Source organism: Methanolobus chelungpuianus, assembly GCF_024500045.1.
Taxonomy (GTDB): domain Archaea; phylum Halobacteriota; class Methanosarcinia; order Methanosarcinales; family Methanosarcinaceae; genus Methanolobus; species Methanolobus chelungpuianus.
Window position 1 is genome coordinate 256726 of sequence record NZ_JTEO01000004.1, and the last position, 17408, is coordinate 274133.

General features: G+C 47.1%; 18 protein-coding genes and 1 tRNA gene. 16 read left to right on the top strand and 3 right to left on the bottom strand.

Annotation, left to right across the window (positions count from 1 at the left end):
• Window positions 1-47 precede the first annotated feature (47 nt).
• The 14 genes from PV02_RS05765 to PV02_RS05830 all read left to right on the top strand — a co-directional run bounded on the left by PV02_RS05765 (window position 48) and on the right by PV02_RS05830 (window position 11542).
• Window positions 48-911, top strand: coding sequence for an exosome complex RNA-binding protein Csl4 (locus PV02_RS05765; RefSeq protein ID WP_256622429.1), 864 nt, complete (start codon window positions 48-50; stop codon window positions 909-911).
• 26 nt (window positions 912-937) lie between these two features.
• Complete coding sequence (locus PV02_RS05770; protein ID WP_256622430.1) at window positions 938-1216, top strand: DNA-directed RNA polymerase subunit L; 279 nt, start codon at window positions 938-940, stop codon at window positions 1214-1216.
• Between the two features lie 193 nt (window positions 1217-1409).
• Window positions 1410-2570: an O-phospho-L-seryl-tRNA:Cys-tRNA synthase gene (gene pscS / locus PV02_RS05775; RefSeq protein WP_256622431.1), complete on the top strand. Its 1161-nt coding sequence runs from the start codon at window positions 1410-1412 to the stop codon at window positions 2568-2570.
• A gap of 67 nt (window positions 2571-2637) precedes the next feature.
• Entirely contained in the window at window positions 2638-3591 is a 954-nt protein-coding gene (locus PV02_RS05780; RefSeq protein ID WP_256622432.1) for a mechanosensitive ion channel domain-containing protein, read from the top strand.
• A 75-nt stretch (window positions 3592-3666) separates the two neighbouring features.
• A tRNA-Gly gene (locus PV02_RS05785) sits at window positions 3667-3737 on the top strand.
• Between the two features lie 384 nt (window positions 3738-4121).
• Window positions 4122-4721 (top strand): GxxExxY protein, encoded by a 600-nt coding sequence (locus PV02_RS05790; RefSeq protein ID WP_256622433.1) that lies wholly within the window; start codon window positions 4122-4124, stop codon window positions 4719-4721.
• Window positions 4722-4725: 4 nt separating this feature from the next.
• Window positions 4726-4929, top strand: a complete 204-nt coding sequence (locus tag PV02_RS05795) for a hypothetical protein (RefSeq protein WP_256622434.1) — start codon at window positions 4726-4728, stop codon at window positions 4927-4929.
• 210 nt (window positions 4930-5139) lie between these two features.
• A complete protein-coding gene (locus tag PV02_RS05800; RefSeq protein ID WP_256622435.1) occupies window positions 5140-5631 on the top strand; it encodes a GbsR/MarR family transcriptional regulator in 492 nt (163 codons plus the stop codon).
• Window positions 5628-6857 carry a COG1361 S-layer family protein gene (locus tag PV02_RS05805; RefSeq protein ID WP_256622436.1) on the top strand — a complete coding sequence of 410 codons (1230 nt, stop codon included), beginning with the start codon at window positions 5628-5630 and terminating at the stop codon, window positions 6855-6857. Before PV02_RS05800 ends, PV02_RS05805 begins: the two co-directional genes overlap by 4 nt.
• 9 nt (window positions 6858-6866) lie before the next feature.
• The gene (locus PV02_RS05810; RefSeq protein WP_256622437.1) at window positions 6867-8075 is read left to right on the top strand and encodes an ABC transporter permease; all 1209 of its coding nucleotides are present in this window, start codon (window positions 6867-6869) and stop codon (window positions 8073-8075) included.
• Window positions 8076-8077: 2 nt separating this feature from the next.
• Entirely contained in the window at window positions 8078-8776 is a 699-nt protein-coding gene (locus PV02_RS05815) for an ABC transporter ATP-binding protein (RefSeq protein ID WP_256622438.1), read from the top strand.
• Between the two features lie 98 nt (window positions 8777-8874).
• The gene (locus tag PV02_RS05820; protein ID WP_256622439.1) at window positions 8875-9486 is read left to right on the top strand and encodes a YkgJ family cysteine cluster protein; all 612 of its coding nucleotides are present in this window, start codon (window positions 8875-8877) and stop codon (window positions 9484-9486) included.
• Between the two features lie 171 nt (window positions 9487-9657).
• A complete protein-coding gene (locus PV02_RS05825) occupies window positions 9658-10431 on the top strand; it encodes a CBS domain-containing protein (RefSeq protein ID WP_256622440.1) in 774 nt (257 codons plus the stop codon).
• Between the two features lie 103 nt (window positions 10432-10534).
• Window positions 10535-11542 carry a CBS domain-containing protein gene (locus tag PV02_RS05830; RefSeq protein ID WP_256623064.1) on the top strand — a complete coding sequence of 336 codons (1008 nt, stop codon included), beginning with the start codon at window positions 10535-10537 and terminating at the stop codon, window positions 11540-11542.
• Window positions 11543-11623: 81 nt separating this feature from the next.
• On the opposite strand, the gene PV02_RS05835 is transcribed toward PV02_RS05830, so the two are convergent.
• Window positions 11624-12763 (bottom strand): hypothetical protein, encoded by a 1140-nt coding sequence (locus PV02_RS05835; RefSeq protein ID WP_256622441.1) that lies wholly within the window; start codon window positions 12761-12763, stop codon window positions 11624-11626.
• A gap of 462 nt (window positions 12764-13225) precedes the next feature.
• Between PV02_RS05835 and PV02_RS05840 the strand changes: the two genes are divergently transcribed.
• Window positions 13226-14167, top strand: a complete 942-nt coding sequence (locus PV02_RS05840) for a mechanosensitive ion channel family protein (RefSeq protein ID WP_256622442.1) — start codon at window positions 13226-13228, stop codon at window positions 14165-14167.
• A 23-nt stretch (window positions 14168-14190) separates the two neighbouring features.
• On the opposite strand, the gene PV02_RS05845 is transcribed toward PV02_RS05840, so the two are convergent.
• Window positions 14191-15192, bottom strand: a complete 1002-nt coding sequence (locus PV02_RS05845) for a hypothetical protein (RefSeq protein WP_256622443.1) — start codon at window positions 15190-15192, stop codon at window positions 14191-14193.
• A 420-nt stretch (window positions 15193-15612) separates the two neighbouring features.
• Between PV02_RS05845 and PV02_RS05850 the strand changes: the two genes are divergently transcribed.
• Window positions 15613-16329, top strand: coding sequence for a PEF-CTERM sorting domain-containing protein (locus PV02_RS05850; RefSeq protein WP_256622444.1), 717 nt, complete (start codon window positions 15613-15615; stop codon window positions 16327-16329).
• A gap of 59 nt (window positions 16330-16388) precedes the next feature.
• On the opposite strand, the gene PV02_RS05855 is transcribed toward PV02_RS05850, so the two are convergent.
• A complete protein-coding gene (locus PV02_RS05855; protein ID WP_256622445.1) occupies window positions 16389-16904 on the bottom strand; it encodes a gamma carbonic anhydrase family protein in 516 nt (171 codons plus the stop codon).
• Between the last annotated feature and the right edge of the window lie 504 nt (window positions 16905-17408).

A 17408-nucleotide genomic window follows, 5' to 3' on the forward strand; every position in this document is an offset into this window, starting at 1 on the left:
GATCAGTATTTTCAAACTTTTAACCCAATTCCAATTTCATAAGAGGGATGCTAATTAGGATAAGAAATAGGAGAAAGACTTCACGCAGAAAGATAAAGTCCTCCACTTCCGGGGATGTGCAGGCCAGTGAAGTTGATACATCTGTTGAAGCCCCCCTTGCCCGGGCCGAACCTGCAGAAACCAAGAAAGCCTTTAACCAGAAAGCGGCAGCTAAGAAAGCGCCAGCTGCAAAATCAGGGGCAAGGAAGAACTCTGCTGCAAAAGCGAAGGCAAAGGCCGAAGAACCTGAGGCAGAAAAAATCAAGACTCCGCCAGTGAGCGGTTCAAAGGAAGAATACAAAATGGATGCAAAAGAAAGTGTTTTTGTCATGCCCGGTGATCTGATAGGTACTACGGAAGAGTTCACAGCCGGTAAAGGCACCTATGTTGATGTAGGGGACATACATTCGATAGGTACGGGATATGTACATGTTGACAGGAACTCAAGGGTGATATCCGTGCTTCCCAAGACTAAGACACCACCGCAGCTCAGTGAAGGGGATATTGTCGTTGGCAGCATAAGCAACATACGTGAATCCGTCGTCCTTGTGGAGATCGGTGCCATCAAGGGCAAGGGAGAGCGCGAGTTCCAGATGGATGGTCCCGCAGCTATCCACGTTTCAAATGTGAGGGACTCCTATGTAAAGAACCTCTCGCAGGAGTTCTCCATGTCCGACATCGTCAAGGCAAGGGTGATCAATACCCAGAACATGCGCCTGAGCACTGCCGAAGAGTCGCTTGGCGTCATGAGGGCCAACTGCTCCAGGTGCAGGACAGTCCTTGAGAAAGACGGCAACAAGCTCAAGTGCCCTTCATGCGGTTATATTGAGAAGAGAAAACTATCTTCCGATTACGGAACCGGAATAATCTGAATATTTATTACTAAGGTGAGATAAAGATGGAATTGAAGATCATTGATAAGACCGGAGACGAGATGCATCTTGAGATCAAGGGCGAGACCCATACCCTTCTCAACATGCTCAAGTCGGTCCTCCTTGCTGACAGCAGGGTGCAGATAGCGACCTACGACATGAAACACGTTTCTATCAGCGACCCTGTGCTCTTTGTTAAAACAGACGGCGCCGATCCAATTGAAGTCATAAAGGATGCTCTCAGGGTGCTGGTTTCCCAGTGCGACGAGTTCATCACTGTTTTCTCAAAGGCCGTAGAGGCATGAAGCACCTTTCCCAAGGTGCATTTTCTCTTTCTGCTCATTGCTCGTGGGGCCAGGCGGGTGCAGCTTTGCGCCTGCAGATGTCACCTGTCTTTCACATGATCTTTTCCCGGCTTGCCTCGATGAATATTCTTAATTAGTATTGGGTCACTATGCAAAAAGGTAATTGTAATAAGAATCCTTGCAGGTGAAGACGATGGCACTTGATGATGCAGCACTGAAGAAGTTTGGTTTTATCCCACGTGAACCGAAGGATGCGATCAATATCGATCCGCTCCAGACAGGCGGCAAGCTTACGGAAGAGGCCCGCCGTGCACTCCTTGAATGGGGAGACGGTTACTCGGTGTGTGACTTCTGCGGCGGTGTGCTGGACCTTATCAAGAAACCGCCGATAGAGGAGTTAGTTCACAGCGCATTACCCGAGTTTCTCAATACCGATGCTGTAAGGCTCACCCACGGGGCCAGGGAATCCAAGTTCGCTGTCATGCATTCAATAGCAAAGGAAGGGGACTACATGGTCCTCGACAAGGTGGCGCACTACTCTTCCTTTGTTGCCGCCCAGCGTGCAAGGCTCAACGTTGTCACAGTTCCGCACAGTGAAAGCCCGGAGTACAGGACGGATGCTGAAGGCTATGCAACGGTCATAGAGGAAGTTATCAATAAGACCGGAAGACCGCCTGCACTTGCACAGGTGACCTACCCCGACGGCAGCTATGGTAACCTTGCGGACGTGAAGAGGATATCCGATATCTGCCACAGCTATGACGTACCTCTGATGGTGAACGGGGCATACTCAGTAGGCAGGATGCCCATCGATGCAAAGGCTCTGGGAGCTGACTTCATCGTGGGAAGCGGGCACAAGTCCATGGCTTCCTCGGGACCTATAGGCATCCTGGGTGTCAGGGAGGAATATGCTGATACGGTATTTGCAAAATCCCCGACGCATCCAGCCAAGGAAGTGGAGCTGCTGGGCTGCACCGTGAGAGGTGCTCCCGTAATGACCATGATAGCCTCCTTCCCGCATGTGGTGCAGCGCACCAGGAACTGGGACAATGAGGTGGCGGACGCCAGGTGGTTCTCTTCAAGGATGGCCGACCTTGGCATCGTGCAGAAGGGTGAGAGGCCGCACAATCATGACCTGATGTTCTTTGAGGCGCCGGTGTTTTACGAGATATCCCAGAAAGCCAAGAAAGGCCGCTATTTCCTGTACCGGGAACTTAAGGAAAGGAACATCCACGGCATCAAGTCGGGACTGACCAAGTATTTCAAGCTCAGCACCTATCAGGTCGGAAGGGATAACTTAAAGTATGTTGCCGACTCCTTCGAGGAGATAATTGAAAAACACAGGACCGCTTAGTAAATTCCCCATGTGTATTCCCCAATAATATCCCCATTGCACGCTTTAACGACTACCCCGATGGATTATGCCCATTAGTAAGATACTGAGGAAAAAACGTGCAGACGAAGCACTGACCAAAGTGAAGGTCAAGGCAGGGACGATCAACAAGGCTCTCAACAAGCTGATACTTTTTTTCATGTTTGTGATCCTTCCCCTCCAGGCCGCCATAATAGCGATCAGGCAGGAATACATAGTTGTTCCCGAGCTGATCCTTGTCTTCCTGGAGGCGATTGTCACCATATTGGTGTCATATACCCTTGCAACGGTCTTTATCAAGCTGACCATCTACCTGGTTCCCGACCGCTTTGATGGTGCAGGCACCCAGGAAGAGAAGATACTGTTCAGCAAGATCTATGTCGCTTTCATATACGCCCTGTCGACACTGGTGGTGTTCTGGCAGCTTGGCATAGATTCCAGGGACATGGCTATATTCCTTGGTCTTATTGCTACGGGTTTTGCCTTTGCCCTGAGGGATGTCATATTTTCCTACTTCGCATGGTTCATCCTTCTCACAAAGAAGCCCTTCAAGATAGGCGATTACATTGAGATCGGGGACGAGGAAGGCATGGTCAAGCATATCGGCCTGTTCTATGTGGTCGTGGACCACACTCCTTCCACATACGAGGACTTCCATAAGATACCCAACAAGGTATTCCTCGAGAAAACCATCACCAATCACGGTAAGGGCAAGTTCAGGCTGACCTTTGATTATTACCTGAAGGACATCCCTGCATATCTCGACGACCGCATAGAGAGCATCCGGGAGAAGGCAAGGTCCGCCGGCTACGGAGACGCCCGCTTCCACCTGGATTCCGACCACGACGGCCTGAAGCTCACCACAGAGTACAGGGCCACGTTCGAGTCAAGGGAAAAGACGAGACACAACCTGCTCTGCATTATCATGGAGGAGCTGGGCATCCTGGGAAGCAATGAAGCCCCGGTTGCACACGACCGCAAGAAGGCCAGGTATTCCCTTTGAGAATACCCCTGACCGGACCCCCCGATACCATAAAGCCTTTAATCTCAGAAGTAATACTAAGGATGTATCATGCGCGCGGCTGTGGTTTAGCGGTATGACAGAGGCTTCCCAAGCCTTTAACCCGGGTTCGAATCCCGGCAGCCGCATGCGGTTTTTGTATTGTTGGTTAGTTTCATAAAGGCCGTTGTTTTAAACGTTCATTTTTGATAGGTTCTGGTTTTTGATTGCACAAAAGCTGAGTAATGGTTATTTCGAGTTTTTTGTACTCTAGTCTAGTTAAAACTTTTCAATAAAAAATAGAAACATATATATTATTTAAGTATTAAATATCTTCTGTCAAGATAAAAGAGACAAATTAGTTAGATAATTAACTAGTCAGCAAAAAGTCATTAATAATATAGAAGGTCTAAGTATGAGTCCAACAGATAATGTTATTGAAGCTTTCCGTTTAATTTTCGTTCTAATGATATTAGGTTATATATTGTATGTAACTGCCCAAACACTGGAATATATATGATAAGGCGAATGCAATGGATTTAACAAACATTGCATATCTTTTAGGTTTTGTTTTGCTTATCCTGATAGTTTCACTTTTTATAAAAGACGATTCAGCTCATTCTAAATCTCATACTAATCTAAAATTAAGAAAAACAAAGAGGACTTATAATAGCTTTTCTCAAAATGTTGAAAAATCAAAAATGGATACTAATTTTGAGAATATAATTAGTTTTTTAGAAAATGAAGTTAAACTTCGATATGGCAAAAACAAAATCGAAAAAGATTATCAAGATGATTTGTTTCAAGCTTTTGGAGTTTTGAGAGAAAGACACGGATATGAAATAAAATATGAATCTAAAAATGGAAGACATAGGGTTGATTTTTCAGTTAATGATTCTATCGGAATTGAACTAAAAGTTCATAGAGGTGGTGCGCAAGTTAAGAAGGAGCTATTTAATCAACTCACTGACTATGCAAATTATTATCCGAAAATGATTGGTATTGTTGTTAACGTTAGCGATAAAGATGCTCCTAGTAAAATCCGAGATGACATTTATTGCAAGATGAAGCAACAAAATGTAATTTCACAAAGTAATTATTATATTATTATATTGAACATATTAAGTAGGTGACAAAATGGCAAAGAAAAGTAATAAAGGGTTATTAGACATGAACCCCTTTGGGGAAACAAAAGGACCAAAGACCTCAAAAGGACAAATGAATAAAATGATGACAGGCGACGGCAGACGAAATTTCGAAAATTTGTCTTTTGATGATAAAATTAGTTGTATAGCAGGTTTGGGTGTATCAAAGAAGAAACAGACTAAAAAGGGTAAATAACATTTTCACTTTTTATAATCCCTCTACGTTTCCAATTTTTCCATTACATAAGCGTTCAGGTTAAAAGGCTTATCAGCTTTTGTATTTTGCTTCATCACTCGCTACTTCCATTCAACTCTCTCTTCAACTCCCATCATGACCACCAAAAATGATATATGTTAATTTATTACATTTATTGTAATCACTGGAAATCGCGTAAATGTGGTTATGATGAGGACTGCAAAAAAGGAATTTGAGAATCTGGTGTATCAGGGGATAAAGTCCCAGGGATTTGACGAATTGTCTTCCAGGCTGGTCGCAATCCTGTATTCTGAGCCGGGCCCGGTGACACTGGAAGAGCTTTCTGTACTTACGGGATATAGTTTTTCGGCAGTCAGTGCAACAATGAAACTGCTCAGCGGCATAAAACTCGTGGAGAAAACAAAGAAGCCCGGTTCAAAGAAGCTCTACTTCTCAGTTCAGAGGAATATGCTGACGCTGACCATTGCTGCAATACGGACCAAAAGTGAATTCATGGTAGCCCCTGCGCTGAACGACCTTCCCGGCATAATTGAAAAATGCAGGAACAGCAAAACTGAAGGTTCCGAAAGGACACTCAGGGTAATAGAACAATATTACCGGCAAATGGTTGCACTGGATCTGATTTTTAAAAACCTGATCGAGTTTACGGAAAAAATACAAAAAGAGATGATCACGGAATGAATCACACTACAAAACAGACATACATGGCCCTGCTGATACTTGTAATCCTTCTGGCAGGAGCAAACACTGTCCAGGCAGTATCTGCCGGCGATGAGTGCCTGACAGCGGTCGTGGAAGACATAAGTCCCAGTTCGGTAGGCATCAATGAACAGTTCACCGTAGGTATCAGCCTTGAGAATTGCGGCACCAGGGTCCCTGAGAACATCACTTTTGAGATAATCCGCATCCCTCCGGATATCATAGTCACAGAGAGCCTGGTCGCCTATATTCCAAAATTCGTGTACCGTGACAGCGAAAGGCAGCTGAGGTACCATATGAGGACGACCCCTGATGCAAAACCCGGCCCTCATATCATAAGAATGAGGCTGACATACGGAAGTGACGATGCATACGTGGTAAAATATTATGATGCCGAAGTGATTGTGACAGGCGAACATGCAGAGCCAAGGATATCCTCTGTCAGGACAAATCCCCGATACATCTATGAGGGAGATACTGTCGATCTGAGTCTGGAAATAGAGAATTTCGGTAAAGGGATAGCAAAATCCGTGGTAGTCAACCTGGATCATGATTTTAAGGGGATAACCAACTCTACTGTCGGCTCCCTTGCCACAGGTGGCAACCAGACAGCATTGTTCAAGTTCAAGGCAGGCACGGCAGGGACATTTGTCATCCCTGTTATAATAAGCTATGAAGACGACTACGGGAAGCAGAGGGACGAATATGACATCCAGCTGACCGTGCTTGACAGGAAAGGGAACCTGAACGTCGCATCTGTGAAGGTCGATCCGGTCCTTCCTTACGAAGGGGATACTGTCGAACTGACAATGAGAATCGAGAACTCCGGCGACAATTCCATAAATTCTGTACGGGTCTATTACGATCACCCGTTCAAGGGATTGAAGGAATCTTTCATCGGAACCCTTGACCCCAATGAAGACGGGCCTGCCGTAATCACCTTTGTAGCGGATGAGGCAGGAGAATACCAGCTGCCGGTAACCATAACATACAGTGATGATTTCGGAGAGGAGCAGATCAGAACGAACATCAATCTCATTGTTATGGAAAAGAGCAGCGGGGCAGGAACAGCTATAATCGTACTGCTGATCCTGGCAGTTATCGGCGGCCTTATCTATTATAATTACAGGACCACAAGATCAAAAGATGCGGTCATCAGGCAGCTCATGGAAGGCAATGGCAATTCGGATGGCAGCAAGAAAGAATGAGGGCCCGGCATGATCAATGATATAAGGGTGGGAGCCCTCATTGCATATTGCAGTGTAAAAAGAGGGAACAAGAAAACCCTCATTTTCATAGTTTTTGTCCTCTCCCTCATCTTCATGAACCTGGTGTTCCTCCCGTCAATGATAGGAGGGCTTTCAAGCCTGTTCACCGGGTTCATGCAGGACTATCCCTACGGGGATATCGTCATTGAGCCGACCGGCGATAATACCTACATCAACAATGCTGATAGCGTATTGAGTAAGGTCAGGTCTGTGGAAGGCGTGAGAGCCGCTACAAAAAGGCTGGATGTGGGTGCATCCATCAACCATAAGCAGAAGGTCGTAGGTGTAACGATAACCGGAATGCTTCCCACAGAAGAATACGAGATCTCCCGGTATCCGTATATCATCTCTGAAGGGGATTTCTTAAGCGATCTCTCCAGGGATGAGATCATCATTGGCGCTATGATCGCAGGGACCGGTTTCGGATCAGAGATATATGACAACCTGGGCGAAGTAAGGCCGGGAGCATTTGTTGACGTCACGTACAGCAACGGGGTAAAGAGGATATACAAGGTCAAAGGCATCATGGAAGGCACATTCGAGGTTGTCGATCTCAATGCCCTGGTCCACTACAAAGAGATCGAGGATGTGTACGGCCTGGAAGGAAAAGAAGCCACCAGTGTAGTGGTCAGGGTTAAAGAACAGGGGACGGAAGCACAGATACAGGACAAGATAAGGGAAGCGGGCGTGAATGAGCAGATATTTACATGGGCTGACAAGTCGGAGTCCCTCATAAGGCAGGCAATGCAAAGCATGGGCGCCATAGATACCATGTCCAAGATCGTGAGCCTGATTGTGGGTGCGGCACTGGTGCTCATCATAATCTACATCAATGTGCTGAACCGGAAAAAAGAGATAGGCATCCTCAAAGCAGTGGGTATCACCCCAAGGTCCATTGTGCTGTCCTATGCATTCCTCAGCACCTTCTATGTTTCCCTGGGAATATCCGCAGGATTGGTGCTGTACTTATCGCTTATGCTCTACTTCCAGGCAAATCCGGTAACATTCTATGAAACCATGCAGATAAGGCCCACTATTGATCCCGTGCTGCTTGTCCAGAGCATAGCCACCATGCTTACGCTGTCAGTGATAGCCGGGATACTCCCTGCCTGGAGCGTATCAAGGGAAAGCATACTCAAAGCGATCTGGGGAAGGTAAAAATGATAATAGTAAAGGACCTGAAAAGGTGCTACGGCACGGGAGATACGGCTGTCAGGGCACTCAAAGGTGTCTCATTCGAGATCAGCAAAGGGGAATTCGTAGCCATAATGGGTGCATCCGGAAGCGGGAAAACAACCCTGCTAAGGATACTGGCACTCCTGGACGATGCAACGGGCGGGGAATATACTATCAGGGGACTGAAGGTTTCAAGCCTGCCTGAAGCAGAAAGAAGCTATTACAGGCTGACACAGGTCGGTTATATCTTTCAGGACTATGCGCTTATCAGTGAGATGAGCGCCGCCGAAAATGTGTACCTGCTTTCGCTGATGGAAGGGAAATCAAAGAAGGAATCGTACAGGACTGCCCTTGAGGCGCTGGAAAAGGTTGGCCTGGAAGGAAAGCATGACAGGGTTCCCGATGAATTGTCTGGCGGCGAAAAGCAAAGGGTGGCGATCGCAAGGGCCATTGCAAAGAAACCGGACATCCTGTTTGCCGACGAGCCCTGTGCCAACCTGGACACCGCCAATTCTAAACAGGTGCTGGACGTATTCAAGGACCTGAATGAGAAATATGGCCAGACGATCGTGATGGTAACACATGAACCCTGGCACATCGACTATGTTGACAGGGTGATCACTTTCAAAGATGGCAGCCTGCTTAGCGATGAGAGAAAAAGTGAAGGACCGAAGGAGCATTAAAGAGTTAAAGAGCATGATCGCTCCGCCAGCAAAAGCATTATATCCTTCCTGTCTTTTTATTCCGCTCTTATATTCTTTTATGAACGAAGACAGAGTCGGTGAAAAAGATCATGGGAGAAAGCGTGGCCATCAGCCTGGCCGTAAAAAGGGCAGTCCGTTATGATATCATCCAGAGCATCCTCAGGCATTACGAATGCCCGCCCTCATGCCAGTCCCATTGCTGCAGCAAAGGGCAGATACACATGTTCGAGGATGAGCTGAAGGTGCTGTCCTCCCTTGATCCCGCAAGGGCAGGGAAGATATGTAATGACGCTACTTCACCCAGTCTTTATCTTATGCAGGCTCCGTGTTCCTTCCTTAACGACACAGGCAGGTGCCACGTATATGAGAGGAGGCCCACGGTATGCGGCCTGTATCCCTTCAAGGTGAACACATCAGGCAGTACCATTGGCCTGCAGCCATGTCCTGTGGGATTTCTGATAATCAGGGATTTTGCTTCCTGGGTAATTGACACCCTCTCAAAGTCTGATATTTCCTCCGGGGAAAGGTCCAGGCTGATCGGGGAGTGGCAGAAGAATGTGGAATCCTATGAACTGGAGCTGTCGGAGTTCCATTCCAAGCCGGTCCTTCTGGAAATGCAGATCCCATATGAGGATCTTGAGATGCTTTCCATGTTCCTTGCCTCAAGGAAACTTCCGGCAGAGAACTAGGGTCGTATCCGTCCTCTGAGGGCGGTCATGTCTCACATAGTTCTCATGCCACTGGTTACGCCTTCCAGAGGTTGGTTTTAAATAGTTGCGGATTCATTTTTTCTTTGGGGAAGATGTGCTGTAGTGTGAGCTTTTACCCCAGGGAGTGAAAGAATAACAGTTGGAGAAGTAATGTCAAAAGACCCTGTATCCATCAGGGAGGACGACTACATGACTCATGCCCGGCAGGTGATCCGGGATAATTTTCTCAGAGTTCTTCCCGTGGTGGACGAGGGGAACAGGGTGCTGGGTGTCCTTTCGGATCAGGACGTGCTTAATATCAGGTCCAGTAAGTCCAATGTGACCGTTAGGGGATACATCCGGGAAACACCCCTGATAACACCGGATATGGACCTTCTAAGGGCCGCCAGGGAGCTGCTGGATGCAAAACAGCACCATGCACCGGTGGTGAGTTCGAGCCTTGACAGGTCGATCGTCGGTATACTGAGCGATGTAGACCTCCTGAGGCATATTCAGCCAACGAAGAGGTCTCCCGCCTCTGTTGAAGAGATAATGACAGCCAAGGTAGAGACAGCGTATCCGGACGATAGCATTTCCAGGATATGGGACAATATGCTTCACTGGGATTACACCGGCATCCCTGTGGTATCCCACAAAAAAGAACCAATGGGAATTGTTACCAGGATTGATATAATAAAGGCGGGTTATGCCAGGATAGGCACCGCAAATATGCACGGAAGAAGTTCCGGTGGTTCTATGAGGGTGGAAAAGGTAATGTCCACTCCTCTGTATTCGGTAGCTCCGGAGTCCTCGATAAGTGAGGCAATCGGGGAGATACTTCGCAATGACATCGGCAGGATCAGCGTTACGGACGGGGGTAGACTGGTGGGTATTGCGGACAGGCATGATCTGCTGAGAGCGTGTCTGGAAGGAACGGGCTTATGATATCCGGTTCTTTTTACGGCAACATATGTTCGCAAACATCTATTATGTATTCCGTATTTTCGCTCCTTCTTTTTAAAGGGGTTAGACATAGCAAAAAAGTGTGGTGATATATTTGACTATAAGGGACAATGTTAGGATCACAGAGAACGAGGCAAGAGTGCGGCAAAACCTGCATTCCAATGGCAGGGCTGCTCAGCAGAAAAGTTCGATATTGTTTAATAACAGCCCTATAACGGAAGCCAGCCCTGTCGACTTCGATGAGCGGATATCAAAGCATGAGGGCGGTGTTATGGCCGTGGCAAGCAGGGAGGTCGTGACCATGCCTCCTACGACCAGCATCATAAACGCCATCAAGGCCATGACAGGTAACGGCTTCCGGCGGATCCCGGTGGCAGATGCCGGCACGAACAGGCTGGAAGGTATTGTCACATCAGTAGACATCATCGATTTCCTGGGAGGCGGCAGCAAGAACCTGCTCGTGGAAGAGCGCCATCATGGAAACCTGTTGTCTGCTATCAATTCTCCTGTGCGGGAGATCATGCAGGAGGATGTCGTCAGCATAAGGGATAATGCTGGCATTGATGATGCCATACAGACCATGCTTGACAATAACACAAGCGGGCTACCGATAGTCGACAGTGAGGGCAGGGTTGAGGCCATCTGTACTGAAAAGGACCTGATAAGGTTTGCAGCAAGCATCGCTTCCAGCAAGCCTGTGTCGCAATACATGACCCGGAAGGTCAGGACCACATCTCCTGACACCACCATCGGCGAAGCAGCAAGGATAATGATCGACAACGGCTTCAGAAGGATCCCCATAGTCAATAACGGGCATGTGGCGGGCATAGTCACTGCCTCTGACATCATGCATTACCTGGGTAAAGGCAGCGCCTTTGAAAAGCTTATTACCGGCAACATCCATGAAGCATTCGATGAACCTGTACTTCCCCTTATATCAAAGGACACAGTAAAGATAAGCCCGGAAACGGATATGGGCGAAGCAGCACGGATCATGGCAGAGAACAATATCGGTTCGCTGCCCGTAATGGAAGGCGACTACCTCGCCGGTATAATAACCGAAAGGGATTTCCTCAGGGCCATATCGGAATGAAGAGCAAGATCTTGCTCTTCACTTTTCCATGTTCTGTCAATCATCTTCTCAATGACTTTTTCCCTTAATTGTCTTACATCTCTACTGACCCTGCTGCTCTGTCTCTGCAAGATCGGTCATGTATATGTCAAAATACCCGCTACGCATGTCCACCCACACGAGAGTGTCCTCATAGATGGCAGGATACTCCTGTGAGGAAAGATCGGTTATTACCTGGCTCTCCTCTCCCGATGAGATATTGTACATATATATATCCGAATTCCAGCCTACCTCCGGGCTTGTGTTCGTATCAGCCATTGTATCGTGGTTCCTGTAATCCTCCCATACTATCCTGTCCCCGTAGATTGCGGGGAGGAACTGGTTTGATTCGTCTGTGGTGATCTGTGTCTCCTCTGCGGTGGTTATATTGTACATGTATACGTCCACATTCCATTCCAGCCAGTTATCTGATGTCAGGTCAGCATTACGCATATCGGCCCATACTATCCTGTCCTCATGGATGGCGGGTCCCTCCTGCCAGGAAGTATTGTTTGTCACCTGTATCTCCTCACCTGAGGAGATATTGTACATGTAGATATCCGCGTTGGAGCTCAGCACATCCTGCAGTGTCAGGTTCCCGTTATCCGTTGTGAGATTCACGTCGCGCGTATCTGTCCACACTATGATGTCCCCGTATATCACGGGGTCCACCTGCGGAGCCTCATCGTCGGTTATCTGTACCTCTTCTCCCGATGTGATATTATAAAGATATATGTCTGCGTTCCCGTTGCGGGTATCTTCCCAGACTACCCTGTCGTCGTATATGTCAGGATACCACTGGTCTGATTCGTTATCTGTCAGTCGTGTCTCTTCTGAGGATGTGATATTGTACATATATATGTCAGCGCTTCCGTTGCGGGTGTCTGTCCACACGACCCTGTCCCCGTATATCCTCGGCCCTATCTGCAGGGACTCGTCTGCACTTATCTGCATCTCTTCTCCCGCCGATATGTTGAACATGTATATGTCTGCATTCCATAGAGCCTGCTCATCAGAACTTATATTGGAGTTGCGCCAGTCGGTCCATACGACGGTATCTGCATACACTGCAGGATCGTTCTGGTCCGCCTCCTCCATTGCCACGGGTGTGATGTTGACTTCAGTCTGTGCCGCAGCATTACCGCCCGCAATGAGGAGCAGTGCCGTAAAAAAACAGATCGTGACTTTCTTTTTAGTGATCATTATATATCTCCCTCTCTCCTGTCCCATTTTGCATGCAGGATTATCTGGCCCTATATACCATATCGTTTTTGAACCAATGTTTATAAACAAGGATGCGCTGAAGTATGGCCCGATTTTCCTGTTTTTCTCGAGGTTTTGGAAAAAGGATCAAAAATATGTGTAAACACATATGAAAACCCGTCAGTGCAAAAGAAATAAGGATATAGTGTTACCCGTAAGGTTTTAAAACAATGGACAATTATAACTATTCGTTAGAGTTACGGCACGAGGTGTGTTTGTTCTCAACGTACCACCCACCCCCCACATACCCAAACCCTATTCTTAAGGCACACCTCTGCTACTAACCGGGTGAGGACACACAGGAGAACTATGGGGACCAATGCTGTCTGTAGTCTCGTTCGGCATAAACCTATATAAGCATCAAAACCATGGTAGGTAAAAGCTTTTGAAAAAGGTGCTTGTATGGTCACAGAGCCACCCAATGGGAAGAAAAACGGAAAAACGCTCAATGAGTTTACTGGACGGCTCAAGCATACGTTTCTGAACAGGACTATCCTGCTGTTCGTGTTCCTGAGCCTTGTGATGGCATCCATAGTCTTTGCCAACCAGCGGAGTCTCATCAACATACCTCAGCCCATCATGGAGTATGTGGAGCTGATCATCACTATCCTTGTTTCGTATGCACTGACTTCTGTCATCGCCCGGTTAACGGTTAACAGGATAGTGAACTTCCTCGGGGATACATTTGAACCTGAACAGAAGATACTGCTCACCAAGGCCTACATAGGTTTGCTGTACTCTATAGCTACTGCCTTTATCTTTGTACAGCTGGGAATAACGGTCCAGAACATAGCGATATTCTTCGGTCTGATAGCAACCGGTTTTGCTTTTGCTATAAGGGACGTTATCCTGTCTTACATTGCGTGGTTCATTCTCCTGACTAAAAAGCCGTTCAAGATCGGGGACTACATAAGTATCGAAGGGGTCGAAGGGCTTGTCAAGCATATAGGCATGTTCTACGTACTGCTGGATGATTCCCCTGAGACGTATGAGGATTTCTTTAAGCTGCCTAACAAGATGTTCCTGGAAAAACCTATCCGTAACTATGGGAAAAACCGGTTCAGTAATGAATTTGATCTTTACCTGAAAAAAATGCCTGTTAATCTCGATGAAATATCCACGGACCTTGATGGTCTGCTGGAGAGGCTCTCAGAGGAAGCAAGTAAAGCAGTTTCCACAAGGGTGACCATGATGCTAGATTCTGACAAGGAAGGCATGAAAATAAGGATCTACTATAAATCTACTTACAAGGATCGGGATCTAATAAAGGACCGGGTCCTCAGGCTGATGTTCCGGGAGTTCCATAGTATCTCAAAACAAAACAAGGACGAGGATGACAGCTAAGGAGAAGATGCTCCTTTTCTCTGTCACCAGATAAGTGAGGCATATTCAAACTCAAAATCAGCCACCTCCTCAGGGTCCAATCCCAGGTCCGAAAACATTTTCCTGAAAGTGTTCCTGTAATCCTCCTCAGGGATCTCTGTTCCTATTGAAAGCCTGACCTCGAGGTTTACTCCTCCCTTGGGGTCGATCCGGACAATATAGTCGTTTCCATTCTCACGATGGATTATCCTTGAGTTCTGGACAACATACGTGATGCTCCCTACAGGCCTGTTATCCTGGTAGAATATCTGTCTTGTCAGACCCGTTCCTGTGGTCGCCGTAAAGGCGAACCTGTCGCTTATGGTTTTCATATCGTCATAGGCCGAGTTAAAATCCGGTTCCTTGGTAATTACCTCTGTATAACTGCTCTCATTCCCAATACTGCCCTTTAGCCGGAGAACATGGGTCTGTGCCTCTGCATCACTGATCCTGAAAACGGCTCTGAGGCGGGCTCTTATTGTCCCGTCGTCAGGCATGTGATCCGTCCCGGTGCCTTCAAGCTCTGTATCCTGACGGGCCTCATCATAAAAAGTGAGCTGGGTTGTGCCGTTCTCAAATCGCAGCTCCATGAACACGCCTTCTGAAAAATAATAGTTCATGGAGCGGACCCAGAAATTGTTTCCCAGGTATGACCTGACCTGTGAGACATCAGGGGACCAGACGCCTTCGGCATCATGCAGTTCCGAATCGATGAAGTTGGGACCATCAACTACATAACCTGCCTGTCTGGCATTGGCCATCACCTGGTTGTAATCCATTTTTTGCAGATTACGCCCTTCACTGTAATAGGATGCATTGTCCATCGATATCAGCGCGAAAGCAAAGGAAGCATATATAACTCCTGCCAGTCCCGTAAGCAGAAACACGGTGATCTGACCTTTTTTACGCAATGTGATGCCCCTTTTGCCCCACACCCACAGCATCAGCCCTGCGAATATCGTTCCTGAAACGATCACGGACAGATCGAATGCTGTGAGCTCTGCCATATATCCTCCAAATTTGATTCATGACTGCCATCAGGCAATGCCGTCTTTCACAATGAGATGCAAAAGGACCTCCCAGGTACTGATACCAAAGACGGGGAATCGTTCAGTTACTTTCTCTTCCTCTTGAACAAGGTAGCTACGACCGTTGAAGCCAGAGCCATGACAGCCATTTTCTTGAGTCCCATATTCAGTGTACCTCCTGTATTCTTTGTAGAGAGTTACGTACTTTCATGTTTGTCACTCTTACCCCCAATAATTAATCCTGATAAAAGTCTATATACTTTAAGGTAATATTCTTACTTATCAAAGGTACCGTGGTGCACTTCGAGGGGTACAATGCATGCGATACCCAATTATATAAGATTTGCTTTATAATAGATTGCTGGCAGAAGGAAATAAGCCAGCTACTTCGGGGATAATATGAAAAACGGTTATTTGCTCTTACTGTTCTTTGCAGTATTGTTTATTGCAATTGTAGGTTCAAACCTTCAGCGTGAATACACTCCAGTGGAGATCACTGACAACATTACCTCTCCTGCAGCGTTACGGTCCGTTCCTGACAACAGCTCCTCCGGCACGGAAGATACGGCGGATGAAAAGCCCGGCTGGTGGCTGCACAAGGGCCGCAGCTATGTGTCATCCGTTTACCTGAATGATACGGAAGATATGTCAAAAGACAATACATCAGAGAACGGTACCTTTGCAATTACAGGTGTAGACCTGGTGATCCTTCTCAACGGCCAGAATGCGGGAAGTTACCCCGGAAATGAATTTGCTTCCAACTCGCAGGTGACTGTTGAATACCTTGTTACCAATACAGGCACAACAGCACTTGATGGTGTAGTTATCACAGATACGGTGTTTGGAGATATCGGGGAATACAAGTCTCTCGGTGTCGGGGAAAGCATTAGTTTTGGAAGCCCGGTCAGCGTTCAGGAGGGCCAGTTCTCCAGCAAGGGGAAAGTCATTGCATTCAATGAGAGCCTCTCCCGTACATGCAGTGACGAGGAGGATCTCTACTACTTCGGTGTAAGGTCAACGGAAGACCCGGTCTCAGAGATACCGGAGTTCCCGACAGTGCTTCTGCCAGTGGTGCTGGTACTAGGAATGATGTTCGTATATGGAAGAAAGGTATAGGCAGGCACGAACCTGCTGTTTAAACGTATCAGGGTGATGTCTGGAATGCAGGATCCCTGTCATTCCTGCGACATCCTCTTATAACTTTGTGAAAGCTCCACATACGAGGCAGCATTCTCTTGGATATGTTCTTTCTCCCTTTCCGTTACCTGCCTGTTGAGCTTTCCGGGAATGCCAAGGATGACGCTCCCTTCAGGGAACACTTTTCCAGGGGATACTACTGCGTTGGCGCCGATGATGGAATGATCCCCTATGACAGCACCATTCAGTACTGTAGCGTTCATTCCTACCAGGACATTGTTACCTATACTGCACCCATGCAGGACTGCCCCGTGACCTATTGTCACATTATCCTTTATCTCCACTTGCAGGGAAGGGTCAGTATGGATTACCACGCTGTCCTGGATACTTGTCGCCTTGCCTATGATTATGCTTCCCATATCGCCTCTGACCACTGCATTGAACCACACGCTGGAGAAGTCTCCTATCTGCACGTCTCCGATTATCTCCGCAGATTCAGCAATGAAGGCTGTATGGGCAATTAAAGGTGTTTTCGACCTGAATTGCCGGATCATCCACTCACTTCCTGACTCGTTAGCTTTCTGACTCTGTATGTTTAAAATGCCATCGGAATATTAGACGCCTTATTATTTAAGAAAGGCTCTTTAAATTCAATAGGGTTTATCTTAAATAAAAACGAGCTGTTATATGTTAATGTCAGGATGAGTTCCAGGGGCACCCGAATCAGTCTATTATTATGGGTGGGAACGATATATTCTGCAAGAGTGGGGTGAATAATTGAAACAGCTAAAAGAGTGTCCTCAGTGTAAGGCACGCCTGCACGAAGGGAGTCAAAACATACAGCATTGTGAGATTTGTGGATATTGGACCCGGAAAGGGACAGCCAGACTGGATCCGTTGATGGTATTTGCATAAGGTGGGTATATGGAAAAACAAGAGCGTAAATCTTGTTCCAGGTGCAAGGGAACTCTTAAGAAGCAGATGCTTGGTATGAATCTGCTTTATTTCTGTCCGGGCTGTGGGTACCATGTATCGGACCACTTCCTTTAAGCACGCAG

Bases quoted from the DNA above. Each gene is read 5' to 3' on its own strand.
- PV02_RS05765 (WP_256622429.1), top strand. From the start codon at position 48: ATGCTAATTAGGATAAGAAATAGGAGAAAGACTTCACGCAGAAAGATA.
- PV02_RS05770 (WP_256622430.1), top strand. From the start codon at position 938: ATGGAATTGAAGATCATTGATAAGACCGGAGACGAGATGCATCTTGAG.
- pscS (WP_256622431.1), top strand. From the start codon at position 1,410: ATGGCACTTGATGATGCAGCACTGAAGAAGTTTGGTTTTATCCCACGT.
- PV02_RS05780 (WP_256622432.1), top strand. From the start codon at position 2,638: ATGCCCATTAGTAAGATACTGAGGAAAAAACGTGCAGACGAAGCACTG.
- PV02_RS05790 (WP_256622433.1), top strand. From the start codon at position 4,122: ATGGATTTAACAAACATTGCATATCTTTTAGGTTTTGTTTTGCTTATC.
- PV02_RS05795 (WP_256622434.1), top strand. From the start codon at position 4,726: ATGGCAAAGAAAAGTAATAAAGGGTTATTAGACATGAACCCCTTTGGG.
- PV02_RS05800 (WP_256622435.1), top strand. From the start codon at position 5,140: ATGAGGACTGCAAAAAAGGAATTTGAGAATCTGGTGTATCAGGGGATA.
- PV02_RS05805 (WP_256622436.1), top strand. From the start codon at position 5,628: ATGAATCACACTACAAAACAGACATACATGGCCCTGCTGATACTTGTA.
- PV02_RS05810 (WP_256622437.1), top strand. From the start codon at position 6,867: ATGATCAATGATATAAGGGTGGGAGCCCTCATTGCATATTGCAGTGTA.
- PV02_RS05815 (WP_256622438.1), top strand. From the start codon at position 8,078: ATGATAATAGTAAAGGACCTGAAAAGGTGCTACGGCACGGGAGATACG.
- PV02_RS05825 (WP_256622440.1), top strand. From the start codon at position 9,658: ATGTCAAAAGACCCTGTATCCATCAGGGAGGACGACTACATGACTCAT.
- PV02_RS05835 (WP_256622441.1), bottom strand. From the start codon at position 12,763: ATGATCACTAAAAAGAAAGTCACGATCTGTTTTTTTACGGCACTGCTC.
- PV02_RS05840 (WP_256622442.1), top strand. From the start codon at position 13,226: ATGGTCACAGAGCCACCCAATGGGAAGAAAAACGGAAAAACGCTCAAT.
- PV02_RS05845 (WP_256622443.1), bottom strand. From the start codon at position 15,192: ATGGCAGAGCTCACAGCATTCGATCTGTCCGTGATCGTTTCAGGAACG.
- PV02_RS05850 (WP_256622444.1), top strand. From the start codon at position 15,613: ATGAAAAACGGTTATTTGCTCTTACTGTTCTTTGCAGTATTGTTTATT.
- PV02_RS05855 (WP_256622445.1), bottom strand. From the start codon at position 16,904: ATGATCCGGCAATTCAGGTCGAAAACACCTTTAATTGCCCATACAGCC.